This is a genomic window from Bradyrhizobium sp. SZCCT0148 (assembly GCF_018129985.1).
GTDB classification, from domain to species: Bacteria; Pseudomonadota; Alphaproteobacteria; order Rhizobiales; family Xanthobacteraceae; genus Bradyrhizobium; species Bradyrhizobium japonicum_H.
In genome coordinates, this window is sequence record NZ_JAFCKT010000004.1 from 88,701 (window position 1) to 106,947 (window position 18,247).

The 18,247-nt window shown below is 66.8% G+C and carries 16 protein-coding genes and 2 riboswitches; of the genes, 2 read left to right on the forward strand and 14 right to left on the reverse strand.

Annotated elements, in window-relative coordinates:
* Positions 1-2: 2 nt before the first annotated feature.
* The 4 genes from JQ580_RS15285 to JQ580_RS15300 all read right to left on the reverse strand — a co-directional run bounded on the left by JQ580_RS15285 (position 3) and on the right by JQ580_RS15300 (position 7,916).
* Positions 3-1,580: a hydantoinase B/oxoprolinase family protein gene (locus JQ580_RS15285; RefSeq protein ID WP_212280898.1), complete on the reverse strand. Its 1,578-nt coding sequence runs from the start codon at positions 1,578-1,580 to the stop codon at positions 3-5.
* Complete coding sequence (locus JQ580_RS15290) at positions 1,577-3,586, reverse strand: hydantoinase/oxoprolinase family protein (RefSeq protein ID WP_212280899.1); 2,010 nt, start codon at positions 3,584-3,586, stop codon at positions 1,577-1,579. The genes JQ580_RS15285 and JQ580_RS15290 overlap by 4 nt, the downstream gene beginning before the upstream one ends.
* Before the next feature lie 538 nt (positions 3,587-4,124).
* Entirely contained in the window at positions 4,125-5,546 is a 1,422-nt protein-coding gene (locus tag JQ580_RS15295) for a PepSY domain-containing protein (protein WP_212280900.1), read from the reverse strand.
* Between the two features lie 12 nt (positions 5,547-5,558).
* Positions 5,559-7,916, reverse strand: a complete 2,358-nt coding sequence (locus tag JQ580_RS15300; RefSeq protein ID WP_212280901.1) for a TonB-dependent receptor — start codon at positions 7,914-7,916, stop codon at positions 5,559-5,561.
* Positions 7,917-8,033: 117 nt separating this feature from the next.
* Positions 8,034-8,236, reverse strand: a riboswitch (cobalamin riboswitch).
* 72 nt (positions 8,237-8,308) lie between these two features.
* On the opposite strand from JQ580_RS15300, the gene JQ580_RS15305 reads away from it, so the two are divergent.
* Complete coding sequence (locus JQ580_RS15305) at positions 8,309-8,881, forward strand: histidine phosphatase family protein (RefSeq protein ID WP_212280902.1); 573 nt, start codon at positions 8,309-8,311, stop codon at positions 8,879-8,881.
* On the opposite strand, the gene cobT is transcribed toward JQ580_RS15305, so the two are convergent.
* From cobT to cbiE, 8 genes are all read right to left on the reverse strand, one after another.
* On the reverse strand, positions 8,874-9,926 hold the full coding sequence (gene cobT / locus JQ580_RS15310) for a nicotinate-nucleotide--dimethylbenzimidazole phosphoribosyltransferase (RefSeq protein ID WP_212280903.1): 1,053 nt from the start codon (positions 9,924-9,926) through the stop codon (positions 8,874-8,876). The two genes, JQ580_RS15305 and cobT, sit on opposite strands and share 8 nt — an antisense overlap.
* Before the next feature lie 10 nt (positions 9,927-9,936).
* Complete coding sequence (gene cobF, locus JQ580_RS15315; protein WP_212280904.1) at positions 9,937-10,686, reverse strand: precorrin-6A synthase (deacetylating); 750 nt, start codon at positions 10,684-10,686, stop codon at positions 9,937-9,939.
* Between the two features lie 46 nt (positions 10,687-10,732).
* Entirely contained in the window at positions 10,733-11,410 is a 678-nt protein-coding gene (locus tag JQ580_RS15320; RefSeq protein ID WP_106950258.1) for an energy-coupling factor ABC transporter permease, read from the reverse strand.
* Between the two features lie 37 nt (positions 11,411-11,447).
* Positions 11,448-11,666, reverse strand: a riboswitch (cobalamin riboswitch).
* 33 nt (positions 11,667-11,699) lie between these two features.
* Entirely contained in the window at positions 11,700-12,431 is a 732-nt protein-coding gene (gene cobA / locus JQ580_RS15325) for a uroporphyrinogen-III C-methyltransferase (RefSeq protein WP_212280905.1), read from the reverse strand.
* Complete coding sequence (locus tag JQ580_RS15330) at positions 12,428-13,738, reverse strand: cobyrinic acid a,c-diamide synthase CobB (protein ID WP_212281191.1); 1,311 nt, start codon at positions 13,736-13,738, stop codon at positions 12,428-12,430. The genes cobA and JQ580_RS15330 overlap by 4 nt, the downstream gene beginning before the upstream one ends.
* Positions 13,738-14,520: a precorrin-4 C(11)-methyltransferase gene (gene cobM, locus JQ580_RS15335; RefSeq protein ID WP_212280906.1), complete on the reverse strand. Its 783-nt coding sequence runs from the start codon at positions 14,518-14,520 to the stop codon at positions 13,738-13,740. The genes JQ580_RS15330 and cobM overlap by 1 nt, the downstream gene beginning before the upstream one ends.
* Positions 14,517-14,885, reverse strand: coding sequence for a cobalamin biosynthesis protein (locus JQ580_RS15340; RefSeq protein WP_212280907.1), 369 nt, complete (start codon positions 14,883-14,885; stop codon positions 14,517-14,519). Before JQ580_RS15340 ends, cobM begins: the two co-directional genes overlap by 4 nt.
* Positions 14,882-16,063 carry a precorrin-6y C5,15-methyltransferase (decarboxylating) subunit CbiE gene (gene cbiE / locus JQ580_RS15345; RefSeq protein ID WP_212280908.1) on the reverse strand — a complete coding sequence of 394 codons (1,182 nt, stop codon included), beginning with the start codon at positions 16,061-16,063 and terminating at the stop codon, positions 14,882-14,884. Before cbiE ends, JQ580_RS15340 begins: the two co-directional genes overlap by 4 nt.
* Between cbiE and JQ580_RS15350 the strand changes: the two genes are divergently transcribed.
* Entirely contained in the window at positions 16,062-16,808 is a 747-nt protein-coding gene (locus JQ580_RS15350; RefSeq protein WP_212280909.1) for a cobalt-precorrin-6A reductase, read from the forward strand. The two genes, cbiE and JQ580_RS15350, sit on opposite strands and share 2 nt — an antisense overlap.
* Here the strand turns inward: JQ580_RS15350 and cobJ are convergent.
* Together cobJ and JQ580_RS15360 are read right to left on the reverse strand one after the other, a co-directional pair.
* Positions 16,784-17,518 carry a precorrin-3B C(17)-methyltransferase gene (gene cobJ / locus JQ580_RS15355; RefSeq protein ID WP_212280910.1) on the reverse strand — a complete coding sequence of 245 codons (735 nt, stop codon included), beginning with the start codon at positions 17,516-17,518 and terminating at the stop codon, positions 16,784-16,786. The genes JQ580_RS15350 and cobJ overlap by 25 nt on opposite strands.
* Positions 17,515-18,246, reverse strand: a complete 732-nt coding sequence (locus JQ580_RS15360; RefSeq protein WP_212280911.1) for a precorrin-2 C(20)-methyltransferase — start codon at positions 18,244-18,246, stop codon at positions 17,515-17,517. The genes cobJ and JQ580_RS15360 overlap by 4 nt, the downstream gene beginning before the upstream one ends.
* Position 18,247: the final 1 nt, after the last annotated feature.

Below are 18,247 nucleotides of genomic sequence, written 5' to 3' on the forward strand. Positions count from 1 at the left end.
CCTCACCCCGCCGCAGCGCCGTAGCCGCCGCCGCCGCAGGTCTCGATCGTGACGAGATCGCCTTGCTGCAGCACGAGGTTCGATTTGCCGTCAATCTCGACGTTTGCGCCCTGCCTGACGAGCGAGATGCGACAGGCCTTGCCGGGTTCGCCGCCCTGCATGCCGAACGGCGGAATCACCATGCGCTCGATACAGGTGGTCAGATGCATCGACGGAGCGAGAATGCGGTACGCGCGCACGACGCCATCGCCGCCGCGGAAGGCCCCGGCGCCGCCGGATTGCCGGCGAATGGCCTGCCGCTCGAGGCGGATCGCGTAGTTCGCCTCGATGACTTCGACCGGCGTGTTCGAGGTGTTGGAGAGATGCACCCGGGTCGCCGAGATACCGGCCCGGTCGTGCCGGGCGCCTTCGCCGCCGCCGTGGACTTCGTAGAGCATCTTCCAGGAGCCGTTCGGCCGCGGCTGCGCAAAGAACAGGACGCCCGCGGTGGTCGCGCCGCCCGCGGACAAGCGTTCGGGAATGGTGTCCTGCATGGCACGGAAGATCGCATCGACGATGCGCATCGACGTCTCGTGGTTGCCGGCGGCGACGGAGGCCGACCAACCCGGCTCCAGGATCGAGCCGGGGCGGGTGATAATGGTCAGGGGACGGAGCGCGCCGGCATTCTGCTGCATGTCGCGCCCGCTCATGATGCGCGCGGCATAGGCGACGGCCGAGCGCGCCATGAACGGCGTCGTGTTGCAGAAATTCGAGACGCGGTCACAGCTGCCCGAAAGGTCGAAGATGGCCTCGTCGCCGGCAATGGTGATCCTGACATGGATGCGTGCGGGCGCGTCGTTGACGCTGCCGTCGTCGAGATGGTCCTCGCCTTCGTAGATTCCGTCCGGCAAGGCGCGCAATGCCTCGCGCATCTCGAATTCGGACAGATCGTGCAGGCGAGACTGCGTCGCCGTGAACACCGCCTTGCCATGCTCGCGGCAGAGATCGACGATGCGCCGCTCGCCGGCCTTGGTCGCCGCGATCTGCGCGAGCAGATCGCCCTCGCAGGATTCGGCGTCCCGAACATTCGCCTTGAGCAATTGGACGATCGGCGCGTTGACGCCGGCTGCGGTCGCGATCAGCACCGGCGGAATGCGCATCGCCTCCTGGAACGTGTCGATGGCTTTCGCAAAATAGCTGCCAGGCCAGGTGCCGCCGATATCGGGCCAGTGCGCGAGGCTGACCGCGAACGCCACGATCTCGCCCTCGAAGAAGACGGGCCGCACGACCTTGACGTCATTGAGATGATTGCCGCCGAGCGCCCCGACATTGTAGATCACCACGTCGCCGTCGTTCAGGCTGTCGCGCGGCACCACCTTCAGCAGTTCGGGGACCGTGTAAGCCATCGCGCCCAGATGGATCGGGATGTCGCGGCCCTGCCCGACTAGGTCTCCACGACCATCCGTGATCGCGGACGACAAATCGCCGGCCTCGCGCAACAGCGGAGAGCGCGCCGAGCGTGTCATCACCAGGCTCATCTCCTCGGCCGCAGCCGAGAGCCCGTGCCTGATGACCTCGACGACGAACGGATCGAGCTTCATGCGGCCCTCCGCATCAGGAACAGATTGCCTGCGGCATCGGGCTTCGCGTGCCAGCCTGGCGGCACCACCACGGTGGACCAGGCGTCTTCGATGATGGCCGGGCCGCGGACGGGATCGGTCAGCGAGGCGCGGTCGACGATCGCTGTCTCGATGTCGTGGAAGCCGTCGAACGAGCAGGTGCGTATCCCTGATGACATGGCCCTCGCCGCCGTCCCCGGCCGGCTCACCACCGTTGTCGACGGCCGGCGCGCCTGGACACGCACGGATTCGATGACACAGGGCTCGCCGGTCGCGTAGCCGAAGAGTTCGTGGTGCCGCGCCAGGAAATCCTGCTTGAGCCTTGCGATCTCCAGCGGCAGCACGAGCGGGACCGGAATGGCGTCGTTTTGCGCCGCGTAGCGCATCAAGGCCACCAGTTCTACCTGGATCTCCTCCTTCGCAACGCCATTGGCGATCAGCGGCGCCGAGGCATCGTCGATCAACGAACCGATCCGCGCCGAGACGCGCGCAATGTCGATAGCGTCGAGACCAGCCCGCAAGGTCTGCTGCTGCAGGAAGCTGAAATCGGCGGTGAGACAGCCCAGCGCCGAGAACGCGCTCGACGCGCTGGGCACGACGACCTCTGCAATCCCGTAGAGATCGGCGAGCCCTGCGGCATGCATGGGGCCGCCGCCGCCGAAGGCGAGCAGCGCGCAGTCGCGCCCGTCGATGCCGCGCTCGACGGTGACGCGGCGCAGCGCGCGGGCCATCGTCGCGTTGGCGACCTTGATGATGCCGAGCGCTGTTTCGGTCAGGCTCAGTCCCAACGCCTGTGCAATAGGCGCGACGACACGCTTGGCCGCCTGGACGTCGATCCCGATGCGGTCGCCAAGCTTCGTTTCGGGGTTGAGATAGCCCAGCACGGCGTTGGCGTCGGTGATGGTCGGCTCGGTGCCGCCGCGGCCGTAGCAGGCCGGACCCGGCTCGGAACCGGCACTCTCCGGGCCAACGGTCAGGCCACCCGGGCCGTTGCGCACGATCGATCCGCCGCCCGCCCCGATGGAATGAACTGCCAGCATCGGTTGGCGTAGCGGCTTGTCGCCGAGCATGCGGCCGTCCGTCATCTCGGCCTGGCCGTCGACAATCAGGCACACGTCCGTCGTGGTGCCGCCCATATCGAAAGTCAGCATGCGCGGCGTGCCGAGCTGGCGCGCGATGCTGACCGACGCCGAGACGCCGGCGGCCGGACCCGACATCGCCATCACGAGCGGGCGACGCTTCACCGCAGAGATCGGGATCATCGCGCCGGCGGAATGAAACACCTGCAAACCGGGGCCGATCGGCAGCCGCTGCTCGAGCTCGCTAAGATACTCCACGGCAATGGGCATCGCGGCGGCGTTGAACACGGTCGCCGATGTCCGTTCATATTCGCGCGCCTCGGGATTGACCTCGTGCGACAGCGAGACATGGGCGACGACGTCCTTGAGCCGCTCACCCAGCATCTTCTCGTGGATAGGATTGGCGTAGGCGTGAAGCAGGGCCACCCCGACGCTCTGCACGCCGGTCTGCTTCAGCCAGGCCACCAGGCGCTCGATCTCCGCTTGCTCCAGCGGCTTCAGGACCTGCCCCTCGTGATCGATCCGCTCAGCGAGCCCAAAGCAGCGCTCAGGCGGCACGAGCGGCGGCGATTTCGGCGGAATATCGAGGCGGTAGAGATCTCGTCGGCGATAGCGCGCGATCTCCAGCACGTCGGCAAAGCCTTCGGTCGCGACCAGCGCCACCTTCGGCAGCCGGCCCTCGACGATGGCGTTGGTCACGCGCGTGGTGCCGTGGACGAAGCGCCTGACCTCGCTTTTGCGCAGGCCCACCGCTTCGATCGCCTCCAGCATCGCCTCAACCGGCGCGTCGGGGCGCGACGGCACCTTCGCGATCCGCGCCTCGGATGAATCGCGCCGGATCGCGATGATATCGGTGAAGGTGCCGCCGATATCGGTGCCGACCTCCCACTGATGTTCAGAGGAGCTCATGTGCGGGGGCAACGACGGATGAAGCCCGCACCGGACGCCGGGCTGTTACAATCCATCGCGACATCCATTGCCGAACCGAGAGCGCTCATCATGCATCCCTTGTCATGCCATTGTCCGCGAGTGTGCGACAGAGCGGTCAGGTCGGGATAGGGCCAGCTTTGTCGCAAACCATGGGGCCGGTGCCGCGGGCCGCAGATTCGGCTGCACGTTTTGGTGCAGCTCTGCCCGCGCAGAGAGCACGCAGACGGTGGACTGCTGAACGACGTCAGAGTGCATCGCACCACGGATTTTCGGCGTAAACCGTCACAACCGTTGCACTGCAATCCCGGCGACTTGAAACCCATGTCTAATTTTCAGGCGATCGGACGGTGCTTCGCATAGCTCGGATGCCCACGAGCTATGCACGACGGGCGGCTCAGCCTTTCTTTATTGTACGGTCAGTAAGCGAGGATATCGTGCTGATCGCGCGCCCGGTAATACCGGTCTGGCTAAGAGAAGAACCGGGTAACCGCCGGCCGTTCGACACGGCGGCCATCGTTCAGGACCGCAGACGCCGCCAGCCAATCGCGATCCCGGTGACGGAGAACACCAGGCCCAGCGCGCACAGCCCGACGATCAGGACATCGCGCAGGCGCGGATGCGCCACCAGGAACGGAAAATCGAGCGTGTGAAGCGCGCCATAAACCCAGCGGTAAGTCCGCCGCGAGGCATCCAGCCGTTGCACCACACTGCCATCGGCACCGTCGATGTCGAACCAGATGTCGCCGCAGCGCGAGCGGTACACCGGCGCGCCCGGAATAGCCGATTGCGCGGGGTAATCGTCGTTGCCGGCAAGAACGGCGGGCACGCCGCAGCCGGAAGCGAGGCGCGCCGCCAGACTCTGGATCTCACGCATATCCAGAAATCCCGCTGGTCCGTCGCGAGGCGCGTTCCCTTCCCTGGTCAAGACCTGACCGTCAAGGCTCACCCGATCGCGCCGGGAGACAGCTCCGTCGAAGGCAAACCATTCGATCTCCCGAGCCGAGGGCGATATCGGCTGCCGATCAGGCAAGGCGGCAGCCGCCCAATCAGGCCCTGCGTTCATCAGGCCCGACTCTGCCGCGGTCAATTGTCCGCGCGAAAACAGCCGGCCATGGTCCATCGAGAGCCAGCCGCTGAAACTCCATGTCAGCACGAACATCGTCGCCGCTAGGCCAATGACGTGATGCAACGCGTGCCAGCCACGATAGGGCGAGGATATCCGGCGCCCGCGCAGGTTCACACGCGCGATCCCGAGCACCGCACCCAGCATCGCCGCGATCAAGGCGAGCAATGACAGCGTCCAGACGACGCGATCCCACAGCGACCAGTTGCTTCTCAGGACCGTCGGATAAATCCAGTGCAGCACGCTGCCGGCCCAATTCCAGCCCCGTTCGCGCCGCCTTGTATCCAGAACGATCTCGCCAGTGGACGAGGAGACATAGACTCCGGTCCCCGCCGCATCGCCGAGGGCCACGCGAAACAGCGGCCGGTGGCGATCGAAGCCGTTCGGCACGCTCCACTGATCATAGTCCGTATGCGCAACGACTGTGGCCCGCGCGGCATCGAGGCCGCGATTGCGCGCGTGCTCCCGCGCGATGGCAAGCGCAGTCTCGGCAATTGCGACCGATGCATCCCCTCCGTCGGAAGCGCGGACCGCGCGCACGCGCGATGGTCCCGACACGATGTAGACCGCGGCATCGCTCCGCTGGATCAACCGGACGCGCACGGCGTCGGCGACCCCGCTCGCCGCGACCGCCTCCGCAACCGGGATCCTCGCCGCTCCGCGATCCACCGGAGCAAGACCGGCAAACCGTTCCGTTTCCGTCAGCGCCGGAAACGAAACGAAGTGCATGACGATCCCCGTCGCGAACCACATCGCGAACAGCAGGCAGAACGCGATCCCGAGCCAGCGATGCAGCAGGACGATCGCGCTCATCATGTGGTCAGCGCCCTACCATTTGAACGCGGCCGAAAGCTCATAGGTGCGCGGCGCGCCCAGGAGGATCTGGTCGGGATAGAACGGGTCGCCCCAGATCGCGTAGCGCTTGTCGGTGATGTTGCGGACACGGAAGGTCAGGCGGGCCCGGTCCAGCGCTTTGAACACCGTCCTGGGGATGTCCACGAAAGCGTAGACGTCGGCCACCGTGTACGCCTTCATCGTCACGACATTGGCATCGGTGTTGTAGCGGTCTCCGACATGGCGGCCGGTGATGCCGACTTCCACCGGCCAGGGCGTGACGAATCGCCAGGACGCACCGGCATTCGCCACGATGCGCGGCACGTTGGGCGGCGTATTGCCGGAGAACGAGCCGCCGGCGAAATCGTAATCGGCATAGCGCGCATCGACATAGGCGATGTTACCCCACAGACGCAGCGGTTCGATCGGACGGACCGAAGCGGCAAGCTCGACGCCCTTCGATTCCTGCCGTCCGGCGATATTGAGCGCCATGCCGCCGGCCGCGGCATAGACGTTCTTGCGCACGATGTCGTAGGCCGAGAACGACCACTCCGCCCTGTTGTCCCAGAACAGATGCTTGACGCCGGTCTCGTAGGTGCGCGCGGTCGTCAGGTCGAGCGGCTGGGTCGGCCCGAGCAGGAAGATATTGTTGGCGGCGACGTCGGCGCCGGTCGCGTACTGGCTGAAGAAAGTCAGGCCGGGCACGGCCTCCCAGGTGTAGCCGATGCGGCCCGTCACCGGCGCCCAGTCTTTCGTGAATGGAAAACCCGCTTTCACAAGCCCGGCGGAATCGGTCGAATTGCGGTCGAGCCCGATATGCTCGACGCGCAGGCCGCCGATCAGCGCGAATGTCCGCGTCAGCTTCAGCCGGTCCTCGAACGACAGCGCTTCGTTGTCGATGCGCGCGGTCTGCTGCTGCGTGGTCAGCAGGCCGTAAAATCCACGATTGGGATCGACCAGCGAGACGGAGTCGCCGGGAAAGTTTGCAGCACCCGGCCTGACGAAATCGAGGTAGCTCGATGACAGCGTCGTGACCAGGCGATTGTCGAAGCCTGCGATATCAGCGTCCCAGACCAAATCGGTGATGTTGCCGACGAGGCGCTGGCTGTGCGCGACATAGAAGCGCTCGCGATCGACCAGGTTCGTGGTGGAATTGAAGGCCTCGATCTCGTTGTTGAACCAGGTGCGCTCCGCGCCGTAGCCATAGGTCTGACTTTTCAGCATCAGGTCCGGCGCGAGCTTCAGCTCGAAGCCGCCGCGTAGCCACACCTCCTGCGCCACGTTCCGGTTGTCGAGAACGTTGTAGTTGGTGTTGAAGGTGCGATCGTCGATGGTGACCGCGCCAAGATTGGTCTTGTTGTAGTTCGAGACGTAATTCCCGGAGACAATCCCCGTCGTCGCATGCGAGCCGCTGAAGGCGACCGGCACCAGCGGCGCGCCCCAATAGGCCTTCGAGCGGTCCTCGCGATACTCGATCGCGCCCCAGATCTTGAGGCTGTCGGAGATGCGGTAGTTGAGCTGGCCGGACACGTCGAGCGTCTTGGTATTGGTGTCGTCGGCAAAGCCGTTGAGCGAGGAACGGCTGACATCGAAGCGGTAATCGAGCCCTTGAATGTTGGTGCTACCGCCGGAGCCGTAATGCGCGCGGAACGAATTCAGCGAGTCCCAGGAGAAATCAGCTTCGTTCCGGATCGGTCCCGTATGCGGCTGCCTGGTGACGAAATTGATCGCGCCGCCGGCAGAGCCCTCGCCCGAGATCAGCGAGGCCGGGCCTTTCAGGAATTCGACGGCCTCCAGATTGGCGGTGTCGGTGATCCGCGAGGTCATGTTCTGCGGGCCGATCTTGATGCCGTTGTAGAGCGTGTTGATCTGGCTGTTGGTGAAACCGCGCATGGAGAAGGCCGCGGGTTCGGCCGGATTGTCGCCGGACGTGACGCCGACAGCACCCTGCGCCACGTCGGACACGGTGCGATAACCCTGCTCGCGCATGGTCTCGGCCGAGATCACCTCGACGGTCGCGGGCGTCTCGCGCACCGTCAGACCGAGCCGCGAGGCGCTTTCGGCCACGGCGTTGCTGTTGAGCGGCGTCGGGGGTGCCTCAACCGGCACGACGGGCTTCGGCATCGCTGCTGCGGTTGCCGGCCTGCGCACCGCCGCGCGGCGTGGGCCTTGCGCCTCCCGGACGGCGGGCTTGGCCTGTTTGCGGGATTGGGCCGGCGACACTTCGACCGGCGGCAGGGGCTCACGGGGCTGCTGCGCCAGCGCGGCGGGCAGGTCGAGAGCGGCGAAGGATGTGAACGCGGCGGACGCGAGCAGGAAGCGACGCGGTCGTACGATTCGGATGGAAGGCACGGTCTTGGGACCTCGGTATGACGTCAGTGGCACGTCACAGCGAACGAGGTCTCATCTTCTGGCTGTTCAGCCGTCCGATGAAGCCGAATGTCTGTACTCCCCGACCGACATCTTCGCGTGTGACCACGGCTGACGGCAGGTCTCCTGGCTCGCGGGTCGTCACCACTTCGTCGCCTTCCCGGGACCGAGTAGCCCAGTGGCTTCTGACGAAGGATTCGCCGCTTACAGTTGCGGGGGCAGCCACGGCATTGGGGACAATGTCCCTGCACCGCATTCCCTTTTCATCCCCTCTCGGGGAAACCGTCGCGAACATCTAGGATTACCATCACAACAGAGTCAATGTGCCAGTTGCGGCGTTATCGCCACAGCGACCAACTTCCTTGGAGATGAGCATGGAAGGCGAGACCTTCCTCTGGCTGATGCGGCACGCGCCCGTCGCGGGCGTCACAGGCACCATCCACGCCGCCGACGCGCCGGCAGATCTCGGCGATCGCGCGCAACTGGATGCCGTGCGACGGCGTCTGCCACCGGATGCCGCGAGCTATGCCAGCCCCTCACGGCGCACGGTCGAGACGGCGCGCGCGCTGGGGCTCGAGCCGGAGTTGATCAGCGAATTCCGCGAGCAGGATTTCGGTGACTGGACCGGCCAGCGACACGACGAGCTCGCCGCGACCGGCGCCGATGCCTATGCGCAGTTCTGGAGCGATCCCGCGAACGCACGTCCGCCGGGCGGGGAGAGCTTTGCGGATCAGGTCGCGCGTGTCCGGCTCGGGCTGTCGCGGATCGGCGCCGGATCGGCCACGCTCGTCGTGCATTCCGGCACCATCCGCGCCGCGCTCTGCATCGCGCTCGATCTGACGCCGCAAGCCGCCCTGCGCTTCGTGATCGATCCGCTGTCGCTGACCCGGATCGATCGCCTTGCGAGCAGCTGGCGCGTCGTCTCCGTCAATCAGCGGATCAGCTAGGCCTGTCAGGCACATTGGCCTGCGCAAAGGTCGCCATGTCGTTGTGGAGCGCGCAGGCAAGCCGAACCAGCGGCAGCGCAATGGCCGCGCCCGATCCCTCTCCGAGCCGGAGATCAAGGCTGATCAACGGCTGCACGTTCAACGCACGCAACACCAGCCGGTGGCCCTGCTCCGCCGATTGATGCGACGGCAACAGAAACGGCTGGCACGATGGGTTGAGTCGCACTGCAGCAAGCGCCGCCACCGACACGATGAAGCCGTCGATCAAGACCGGGATGCGGCGCTGCGCGGCCGCAATGATCGCACCTGAGATCGCCGCGATCTCCAGGCCGCCGACGGCGCACAGAATTTTTTCGGCCGGGGCGCCTGCAACGCCGTGGCGGGCTATCGCCGCGTCGATCACCCGCGCCTTGTGCGCGCGGCCGGCCGCATCGACCCCGGTACCGCTGCCCGCGATCTCCCCGGCGCTGACGCCAAGCAGGCTTGCGGCGATCGCCGCCGAGCTTGTCGTGTTGCCGATCCCCATCTCGCCGAAGATCAGGAGATCAGGCTGATGGGCCGCCGCACGTGCGACCGCGCGCTGGCCGGCCTCCAGCGCAAACGCCAGCTCGTCGGGCGCAAGCGCGGCCTCGACGCTGAAATCGCGCGCACCGCGGCGCGGCTTGTCGGTGACGATTCCTGCCATCCCGTCCTGCGCCAGCGTGCCGGCGTCGACCACTTCCAGGCTCGAGCCAAGCTCGCGCGCCAGCACGGAGATCGCGGCACCGCCGGAGGCAAAATTCGCCATCATCGCGATGGTGACGCCTTGCGGATAGGCCGAGACGCCCTGCGCGACGATGCCATGGTCGCCGGCGAAGATGATGATCGGCACAAGCGCCGCACGGGGCTGCTCGGTCGCCTGCAAACCGGCCAGTTCGATCGCAAGCTGCTCCAGCCGGCCGAGTGCACCGGTCGGCTTCGTCAGTTGCGCCTGCCGCGCGATCGCCGCCTTGCGATGCGCGGCGGAGATTTTGGGGCAGTTCCGGGTAACCCATTCGGGGAGCATGCTGCCTCGCTCAACGCGCGCGCTTGAGAATGTAATTGTCCATGATCCAGCCATGCCGCCCGCGCGCCTGCTGACGCGCCGCGACGATGCGCGGACCAATGTCGGCGAGCGCGCCGGACATCACGATCTGGTCGGGCATGCCGAGATAGGCACCCCACCAGATCTGCAAGCCTTCCGGATCGAGCGCTTGAAACGCCGTGCCACCGTCGAGCATCACCACCACGGTATCGACACCTTGGGGCCAGCCGCCTTCGCGCAGGCGCCGACCCGTCGTGACCAGAAAGGGCTCGCCGATGTCGTTGAGCGGCAGCGCATGCGCCGCGCACAGCGCCTGGATCGAGGTGATGCCGGGCACGACCTCGATGTCGGGCAAGGGATCGAGCCGCCGCGCAATGCGCAGCGAGGAATCGTAGAGCGAGGGATCGCCCCAGATCAGCAGCGCGACCTTACCTTCGTTTGCGAGATGGTTTGCGATCATCCGCGACCAGGTCGCTGCAACCGCATCGTGCCAATCGTCCACGCCCTTGCGGTAATCGGCTTCAGCAGCGTCGCGTACGGGAAGATCGAATTCAGCGATGGCTGTCCTGTCGCTGGTGAGCACGTCCGCGCAGATCGTCCGCCTGAGATCGGCGAGATCGGACTTCGCCGTTCCCTTGCGCGGGATCAGGACGAGATCGGCGGCGTTGATGGCTTGAACAGCGGCGCGCGTGAGCTGGTCGGGATCGCCGCAACCGATGCCTATCAAAGAGAGCGTGAACATCGCGAACGCGACGGGCGGCCTTGCTGGCCGCCCGTTCGCTTGTCTCTCAGGCCGCGTTGTGCAGGCGCGGGGTGACGAGGCCGGGCGCGGTGACGCCGCGCAACGACTTCGCCAGCGCCAGTACGGCGAGATCGGCGAGCGGCTCGATCACGATGACCAGCGCGTAGGAAGCCGCAAACGTCGCGATGCTCGCGAGGTTGCTCATCGCAAAGCCCGAACCGTAAAGCGCCCAGAACGCCACCCAGGCGATCACGCCGGCCTGGTAGGTCGTCGAAAGCGCCAGCGCCTGTCGATATTTCAAATCGACATAGGCGGTGTTGCGCGAGATGATCCGCGTGGCGATCGCCTGGATCGCGAACAGCGGCACCAGCAGCGTCGTGACGTTCATGCCATATTGCGGGATGTCGGCGGGCTCGAAGAACACGCCCTGCAGCAGGAGACCGAAAGCAAGGCCGAAGGCCGCGGGCGCGGCACCAAACAGCAGGAACAGCGTCGAGCCGAGGATGAAGTGCACTTCGGAAACACCGACCGGGAAGTGCGGCAGGATCTCGAAGAAGACGAAGACGAGGACCGTTGTGGCAAGCGTCCGCGCCGCGAAGGACGTGATGCCCTGCTCACGCACGGTCTCGACCGCGAGCTTCAGCGCAACGCCGCCTGCGGCAATGCCGGTTGCGTAACTCAACACGAGCTTGGCGCCCGTCACCAGACCGGGTTCGATATGCATGGCTCAGTTCCTTCCTGCCGTCACACCCGACGGCCTTGGCCTCAAAACGTGCACGGCCGGTCTCCTGGCTCGCGGTTCTCCGGGATTTCCGGCCTTCCCGGACCTTGCGGCCCAGTGGCTGATCGGAGTCCCTCACCGCTTACAGTCGCGGGGGCGGCTGGGGTTTTGGGCGCCGCAACTGGGTCCGCCCACCCCCATTCCCGATTATGCTCCGGCGCTTTGCGCCGTGTCGAGCACCATGCCGCTCCTGTGTGCCCCTTTCGTCGCGCCTGCGCAAGTGCCGGGCCGATCACGACGGATAATCCCCCGCCAGCGCGCCGAACAGGATGACGGCGGCGGTCGAGGCGACGCCGCCGCGGGCAAGCTGCTCCGCGAGTTCGGCAATGGTGGTGCGCACCAGCCGCTCGTCGGGACGGCCGAGGGATTCGGCGACCAGCGCCGGGGTATTCGCGGCGAGACCGTGCGCGACCAATTTTTCGACAAGCGTCGGAAATGTGCGTCGGCCCATATAGACCACGGTGGTCGCCTCAGGATCGGCCAGCGCCGCCCAATTCAGATTCGGCGGCAGCTCTCCGGTGACATCGGCCCCGGTCACGAACTGCACCCGGCGGGCGGTGTGGCGCCGCGTCAGGGGAATGCCGGCCTGTGCCGCCGCGGCGCAGGCCGAGGTGACGCCGGGAACGATCTCATAGCCGATGCCCGCTTCGTGCAACGTCTCCAGCTCCTCTTCGAGCCGGCCGAAAATGCCGGCATCGCCCGACTTGAGCCGCACGACGCGCACCCCCGTTGCGGCATAGTCGACCAGCAGGCGGTTGACGTGGTGCTGCCTGGTCGAGGGACGCCCTGCCCGTTTCCCCACCGCGACGAGATTGGCGCCGGGCCGGGCGAGATCGAGGATCGCGCCGGAGGCAAGATCGTCATAAAGCACGACGTCGGCCTCGCGCAGCCGCGCGGCGCCCTTGAGCGTGAGCAGCTCGGGGTCGCCGGGCCCGGCAGAAATGAAGGAGACAAAGCCGCTCACCGGTCCTCCGCGATCAGATGGAAGAACGTGCCGGTGGCGTGGCCGCGCCGCGAGCCGGTCTCGGCGATGACCGCGCCGGTGGCATCATGCACCACGGCCAGCGGCATGTCAGGCTGCGCGACGATCGTTGAATAGTGGAATTCATGGCCGCGCAGACGTGCGCCGGGGCGGTGTCCCGGCATCGGCGCGGCGAGTTCGGCCAGACGATAACCGAGATGCATGCGGCGCTTGGCAAAGCTCGTCTCCAAGCCGAGCAAACCCGTCATCTCGTGGCGGACACCATCCGCATCGGTCAAAGCGGTGCCCAGCACCATATAGCCCCCGCATTCGCCGTGCACCGGCCGCGTTTCGGCGAAGGCGCGCAGGCCGCTGCGAAAATGCGCATTGGCCGCGATTTTGCCGGCATGGAGCTCGGGGTAGCCGCCGGGGAGCCAACACACATCGGCGCTCGCATCAGGCGCTTCATCGGCAAGCGGCGAGAATGTCGATATCTCCGCGCCCGCCGCGCGCCAGGCTTCCAGCATATGCGGATAGACGAAGGAGAACGCGGCATCGCGAGCGAGCGCGATGCGCTGTCCCGGCGGCGTCACGTTCAGGCCGTTCGCGGCAGGTTGCGGCGACCAGCTGGTTGCAGATCGCAACACCGCATCGAGGTCGACATGCTCGCCGACGAAGCGCGCGGCCTCGTCGATCAGCTTGCCGATCTCGGCCTGCTCTTCGGCCTGCACCAGGCCGAGATGCCGCTTCGGCAGGCTGATCTCGGCATGGCGCGGCAGCGCGCCGAACACGGCAATGCCGGCCTCGTTGAGCGCATGCCGCACGAGATTTTCATGGCGCGGGCTGGCGACGCGATTGAGCACGACGCCGGCAAGCTTCACCGCGGGGCGGTAATCGCGCAGGCCTGCGGCCATCGCCGCGGCGGTCTGCGCTTGTCCGGAAGGGTCGATCACCAGCACCACGGGCCAGCCCAGCATTTCCGCGATATCGGCGGTGGCACCGGTGCCGAAAACGCCGGGGGCGGCGACGCCATCGAAAAGACCCATCGAGCCCTCTGCGAGCACGATATCGGCATCCATACTGCGGCTGACGAGATGGGCGATTGTCTTGCGGTCCATCGCCCAGCTGTCGATGTTGACGGAGGCGCGGCCCGTGGCGGCGGCGTGGAAGGCGGGATCGATATAGTCTGGTCCGCTCTTGAAGCACTGCACGTTCAAGCCGCGATTGCGCCAAGCGCGCGCGAGCGCCAGCGTCAGCGTGGTCTTGCCGACGCCGGAGGCCGGTGCGGAGATGACGAGGCCTGCCGCCATCATGAGGTCTCCGGGAAGCGCGGCTCGGCGCCCACGGGGCGATAGCGGCGGTCGTAATCGGCGGCATAAAGCCGGCTCTCGTCGAAATCCGCAGCTCCCAGCGTCTTGCCGACCAGGATCAGCGCGGTGCGCTCCATCTCCGTGCCAACGGCAGCATCGAGTGATGCCAGCGTCGCGCGAACGATGCGCTGGTCGGGCCAGCTCGCGCGCCAGACGATCGCGACCGGGCAATCCGCGCCGTAATGCGGCGTGAGCGCTGCGACGACCTCGGCGAGCAGATGGATCGACAGATGGATCGCGAGCACCGCGCCGGTCGCGGCGAATGCGGCCAGCTTCTCACCCGCAGGCATCGCACTGGCACGGCCGGGCGTGCGCGTCAGCACCACTGTCTGGGCAAGCCCCGGCAGCGTCAGTTCGAGCTCAAGCGCTGCCGCCGCCGCCGAGAAGGAGGGAACGCCGGGCGTGACTGTGTAGGGAATGCCGAGCGCGCGCAGGCGGCGAAGCTGCTCGCCCATCGCCGACCAGATCGAGAGATCGCCGGAATGCAGCCGCGCCACGTCCTTGCCCGCCTCGTGCGCGACAGCGATCTCGGAGACGATCTCGTCCAGCGACAGGGGCGCGGTGTTGACGATACGCGCACCGGGCGGACAATGCGCCAGCACGCCCTCCGGCACCAGCGAGCCGGCATAGAGGCAGACCGGACAGGCCGCGATGAGGTCGCGACCGCGCAACGTCAGCAAGTCAGGCGCGCCCGGTCCCGCACCGATGAAGTGCACGGTCATGCGCCGTCCCCTTCCGCGATCGCGGCGGTCGCCCTGCGATCCTGCGAGACGACACGCGTCGCGATCAGCCGTGCGCGAGGACCGGCGGCCGCGAGTGCCGCGGCCTCGGCGACCGATCCAGTGCCGAACTTCTCGGCGACGAATTCCGACTGCGTCAACGTGTCGACACCCGCAAGGACATTGGCCGGAACAGCCTTGATCGGCACACCGCACTCACGCGCGAGCTGTATCAGCGGCTCCGCATCGGCCTTGTCGCTGACCGTCGCTATCGCTGTGAGGCCTTCGGGGCCACCTGCTGCGAGCAAGGCTTCGCGCAACGAAGTCAGCGTGACGTCCTTTCTGAAGCCGAACCCCGCGACTTTCATCGGACCACGCTCCACTGCAGCACCGGCCGCGCCGCCTCCCACGACCGGTAACGACCGAGCGGCGCGGCGTGCGCGATCTCGACCCGCATCAACTCGCCGCCATGGCTATGATGCAATTCGCCGAGCAGCGCTTCGGTCTCCAGCGTCACGGAATGCGCGACCAGCCGTGTGCCGGACGGAAGCCGCGACCAGATCGCATCGAACATCGCGCTGTCGAGGCCGCCGCCGATGAAGACCGCATCCGGTGCTTCGAGTGCAGCAACAGCTTCGGGCGCCCTCCCCGTTGCGACGGCAATCCGATGCGAAAGTCCAAACGCCGCTGCATTGCTGCGAATGTTCGCGACGCGATCCTCGCGCGCCTCGATGGCGGTCGCTGTCCCGCCGCACAGCGCCCACTCGACCGAGATCGAGCCCGAACCGGCGCCGATATCCCACAGCCGTTCTCCCGGACGCGGCGCCAGCGCCGAAAGCGCGAGCGCGCGCACCGGGCGCTTGGTGATCTGGCCGTCGTGAAGGAACAGATCGTCGGGCAAACCCGAGCTCCGCGGAATGCCCTGCGTCCCGATCAGCAATAGTGCGACCGCAACAAGATCTCCGGCAATATCCCCCGCAAAGAGATCGACGCGATGTTGGTCAATGCATTCCCGGGGCCCGCCCAGCGCCTCGAGGGTCCACAACAGCGAGGCGCCCCATCCGCGCTTCGCCAGCCATTTCGCGAGATCTCCGACCGCGGCGGCGTCGCGCACCAGGCAGATGATGCGCGCGTCTGTCACTAAATGCGGCATCAGCCGTTCGAACGGCGCCGCATGAAGCCCGATGCAGGTCACGGACTCCAGGCGCCAGCCGAGGCGCGCTGCAGCGAGGGAAAAAGTCGACGGGGCGGGATGCGCGACCCACTCGTCGCCACTGAGCTTCTCGGCGAGAACAGCGCCTGCGCCGTGCCAGAACGGATCACCGGAGGCGAGCACCACCGTAGGCCGGCCGCGGCAATTTTGAACGACATCGGCGTCGAACGGCACCGGCCATCGACGGCCGCGACTGCCGACATTGGCGAGCGCAAGGTGACGTTCGCCGCCGAACACGATTTCTGCCGAAGCAAGCGCCTTCCGGCTTGCCTCGGACAGCCCGGCGAGGCCATCTTCGCCGATACCGACGATGGTCAGCCAGGGATCAGACATGACGCGCGCGCTCATACTGGGCGGAACGGCCGATGCGAGCCTGCTCGCAGCGGAGGTCGCGCGCGCCGGGCTTGACGCCGTCTATTCCTATGGCGGCCGCACCCGCTCGCCTGCTGATCAGCCGCTGCCGACCCGCATTGGCGGCTTCGGCGGGGTAAGCGGGCTGGCAGAGTATATCCGACGTGAAGGCATCACGCATGCGATCGACGCTACGCATCCTTTCGCCGCGGAGATGAGCCGCAATGCGGTCGCGGCGTGCACGCAGACCAGCACGCCGTTGATCGCGCTGGAGCGCGCGCCCTGGACCAAAGCGCCCGGCGACAACTGGATCGAGGTGGCCGATGTCAGCGCCGCAGCCGCCGCGCTGCCCGAGGCACCCGCAAAAGTCTTTCTCGCCATCGGCCGCCAGCATATCGCACCGTTGGCGGCGAAGCCGCAGCACACCTACACGCTGCGTTTCGTCGATCCGCCGGACACACTCCTGCCCTTCGCTGCCGAGGTGGTGGTATCGCGTGGGCCGTTCTTGCTGAACGGCGAACTGGAGATGCTGCGGGAACGCGGCATCGGCTGGATCGTCGCTCGCAATTCCGGCGGCAACGGCGCGCGCGCCAAGATCGACGCGGCCCGCCTGCTCGGCCTGCCCGTGATCATGATCACGCGACCGGAGTTGCCCGAACGTCGACGGGTTGAGAGCGTCACCGAGGTGATGCAGTGGCTCGGTCATGAGGCGCGCCTCGGCGCATAGACCCAGCGGCCCACCCGGCGCGTCTGTGAATTGCCGACGATCACCAGCGTGCGCATGTCCGCCATCTCCGGCGTCGCATCATTCAGCGTCACGGTCACGGTCTTCTCGTCGGCGGCGCTGATCGCGCGCGCAAAGATGACGAGGCGCTCGCCACAGCCTGCCTCTTTCAGCATCGCGAGCGCACGACCAAAGCCCTCCGGCCGGGTTGCCGAGCGCGGGTTGTACATCGCAATGGAAAAATCCGCTTCCGCCGCCAGCCGCAGGCGCTTCTCGATCACGGCCCACGGCTTCAGATTGTCGGAGAGATTGATCGCGCAGAAATCATGGCCGAGCGGCGCGCCCGCGCGCGCGGCCGCTGCCAGCATCGCCGTGATGCCCGGCAGCACGCGGATCGACAGATCCCGCCATTGCGGCGCCTGTTCGAGCGCCTCGAACACCGCGGAGGCCATCGCGAACACGCCGGGATCGCCGGAAGACACGACGACGACCTGCCCGCCTTCCGCCGCAAGCCGCAGCGCCTCGTTCGCGCGCTGCAGCTCCTCGCGATTGTCAGAGGGATGCAGCCTCAGTCCAGCACGCGGCGGCACGCGCGCGACGTAGGGCGCGTAGCCCAGAATGTCGGTCGCTGACGCAAGCGCGGCCGTGACCTCGGGCGTCACCAGCGCATCGCTGCCCGGCCCGAGCCCCGCGATGGTCAATGTGCCCGTCATTCGGCGGCGTCCAGGTGGCGGCCCTTGCCGTGGACCAGCACGATCGCGAAATACGGACAGTCTGCGCCGTCGACCTCGGCGAGCCGCACCACGCGCTCGCCCGGCATGGTGCCACGCTCGACCAACCAGGCATCGTCGAGCCGGCCCGCGGATGCGAGCGCGCGCCGCACCTTTGCGAGATTGCGGCCGGTCTTCATGACGACGAGCGCGTCGGAATCGCGCATGTGGCGCGCGAGCTCGTCCTCGGTCAGCGTCCCCATCAGCACGGTCGTGACGTCATCACCGAGCGCGATCGGCTGTCCAACCCCATTCCAGCAACCGACCATGCCGGGAATGCCCGCAATCACCTCGATCTCGACGCGGCCTTGCAGGCGCGTGTGCAGATGCATGAACGAACCGTAGAAGTAGGGGTCACCCTCGCAGAGCACGACCACGTCGACCGCGCGCGACAACCGCGCCAGCCGCTCGGCCCATTCGTCGTGGAATCCGGCCAGCAGCTGGACGTATTCCGGGCTGTCGAACGCGATCTCCGTCGTCACAGGATATTCCATGGGATATTCGGTGACATCAGGCGCCAGCATGCCTTCGACGATGCGCCGGGCCTGGCCCGACCTTCCCTTCTTGCGGAAATAGGCAACGTGCTTCGCGCCGCGCACGGTGCGATCGGCGCGCACGCTCATCAGATCGGGATCGCCGGGGCCGAGACCGCAGCAGATGATGCGTCCCATC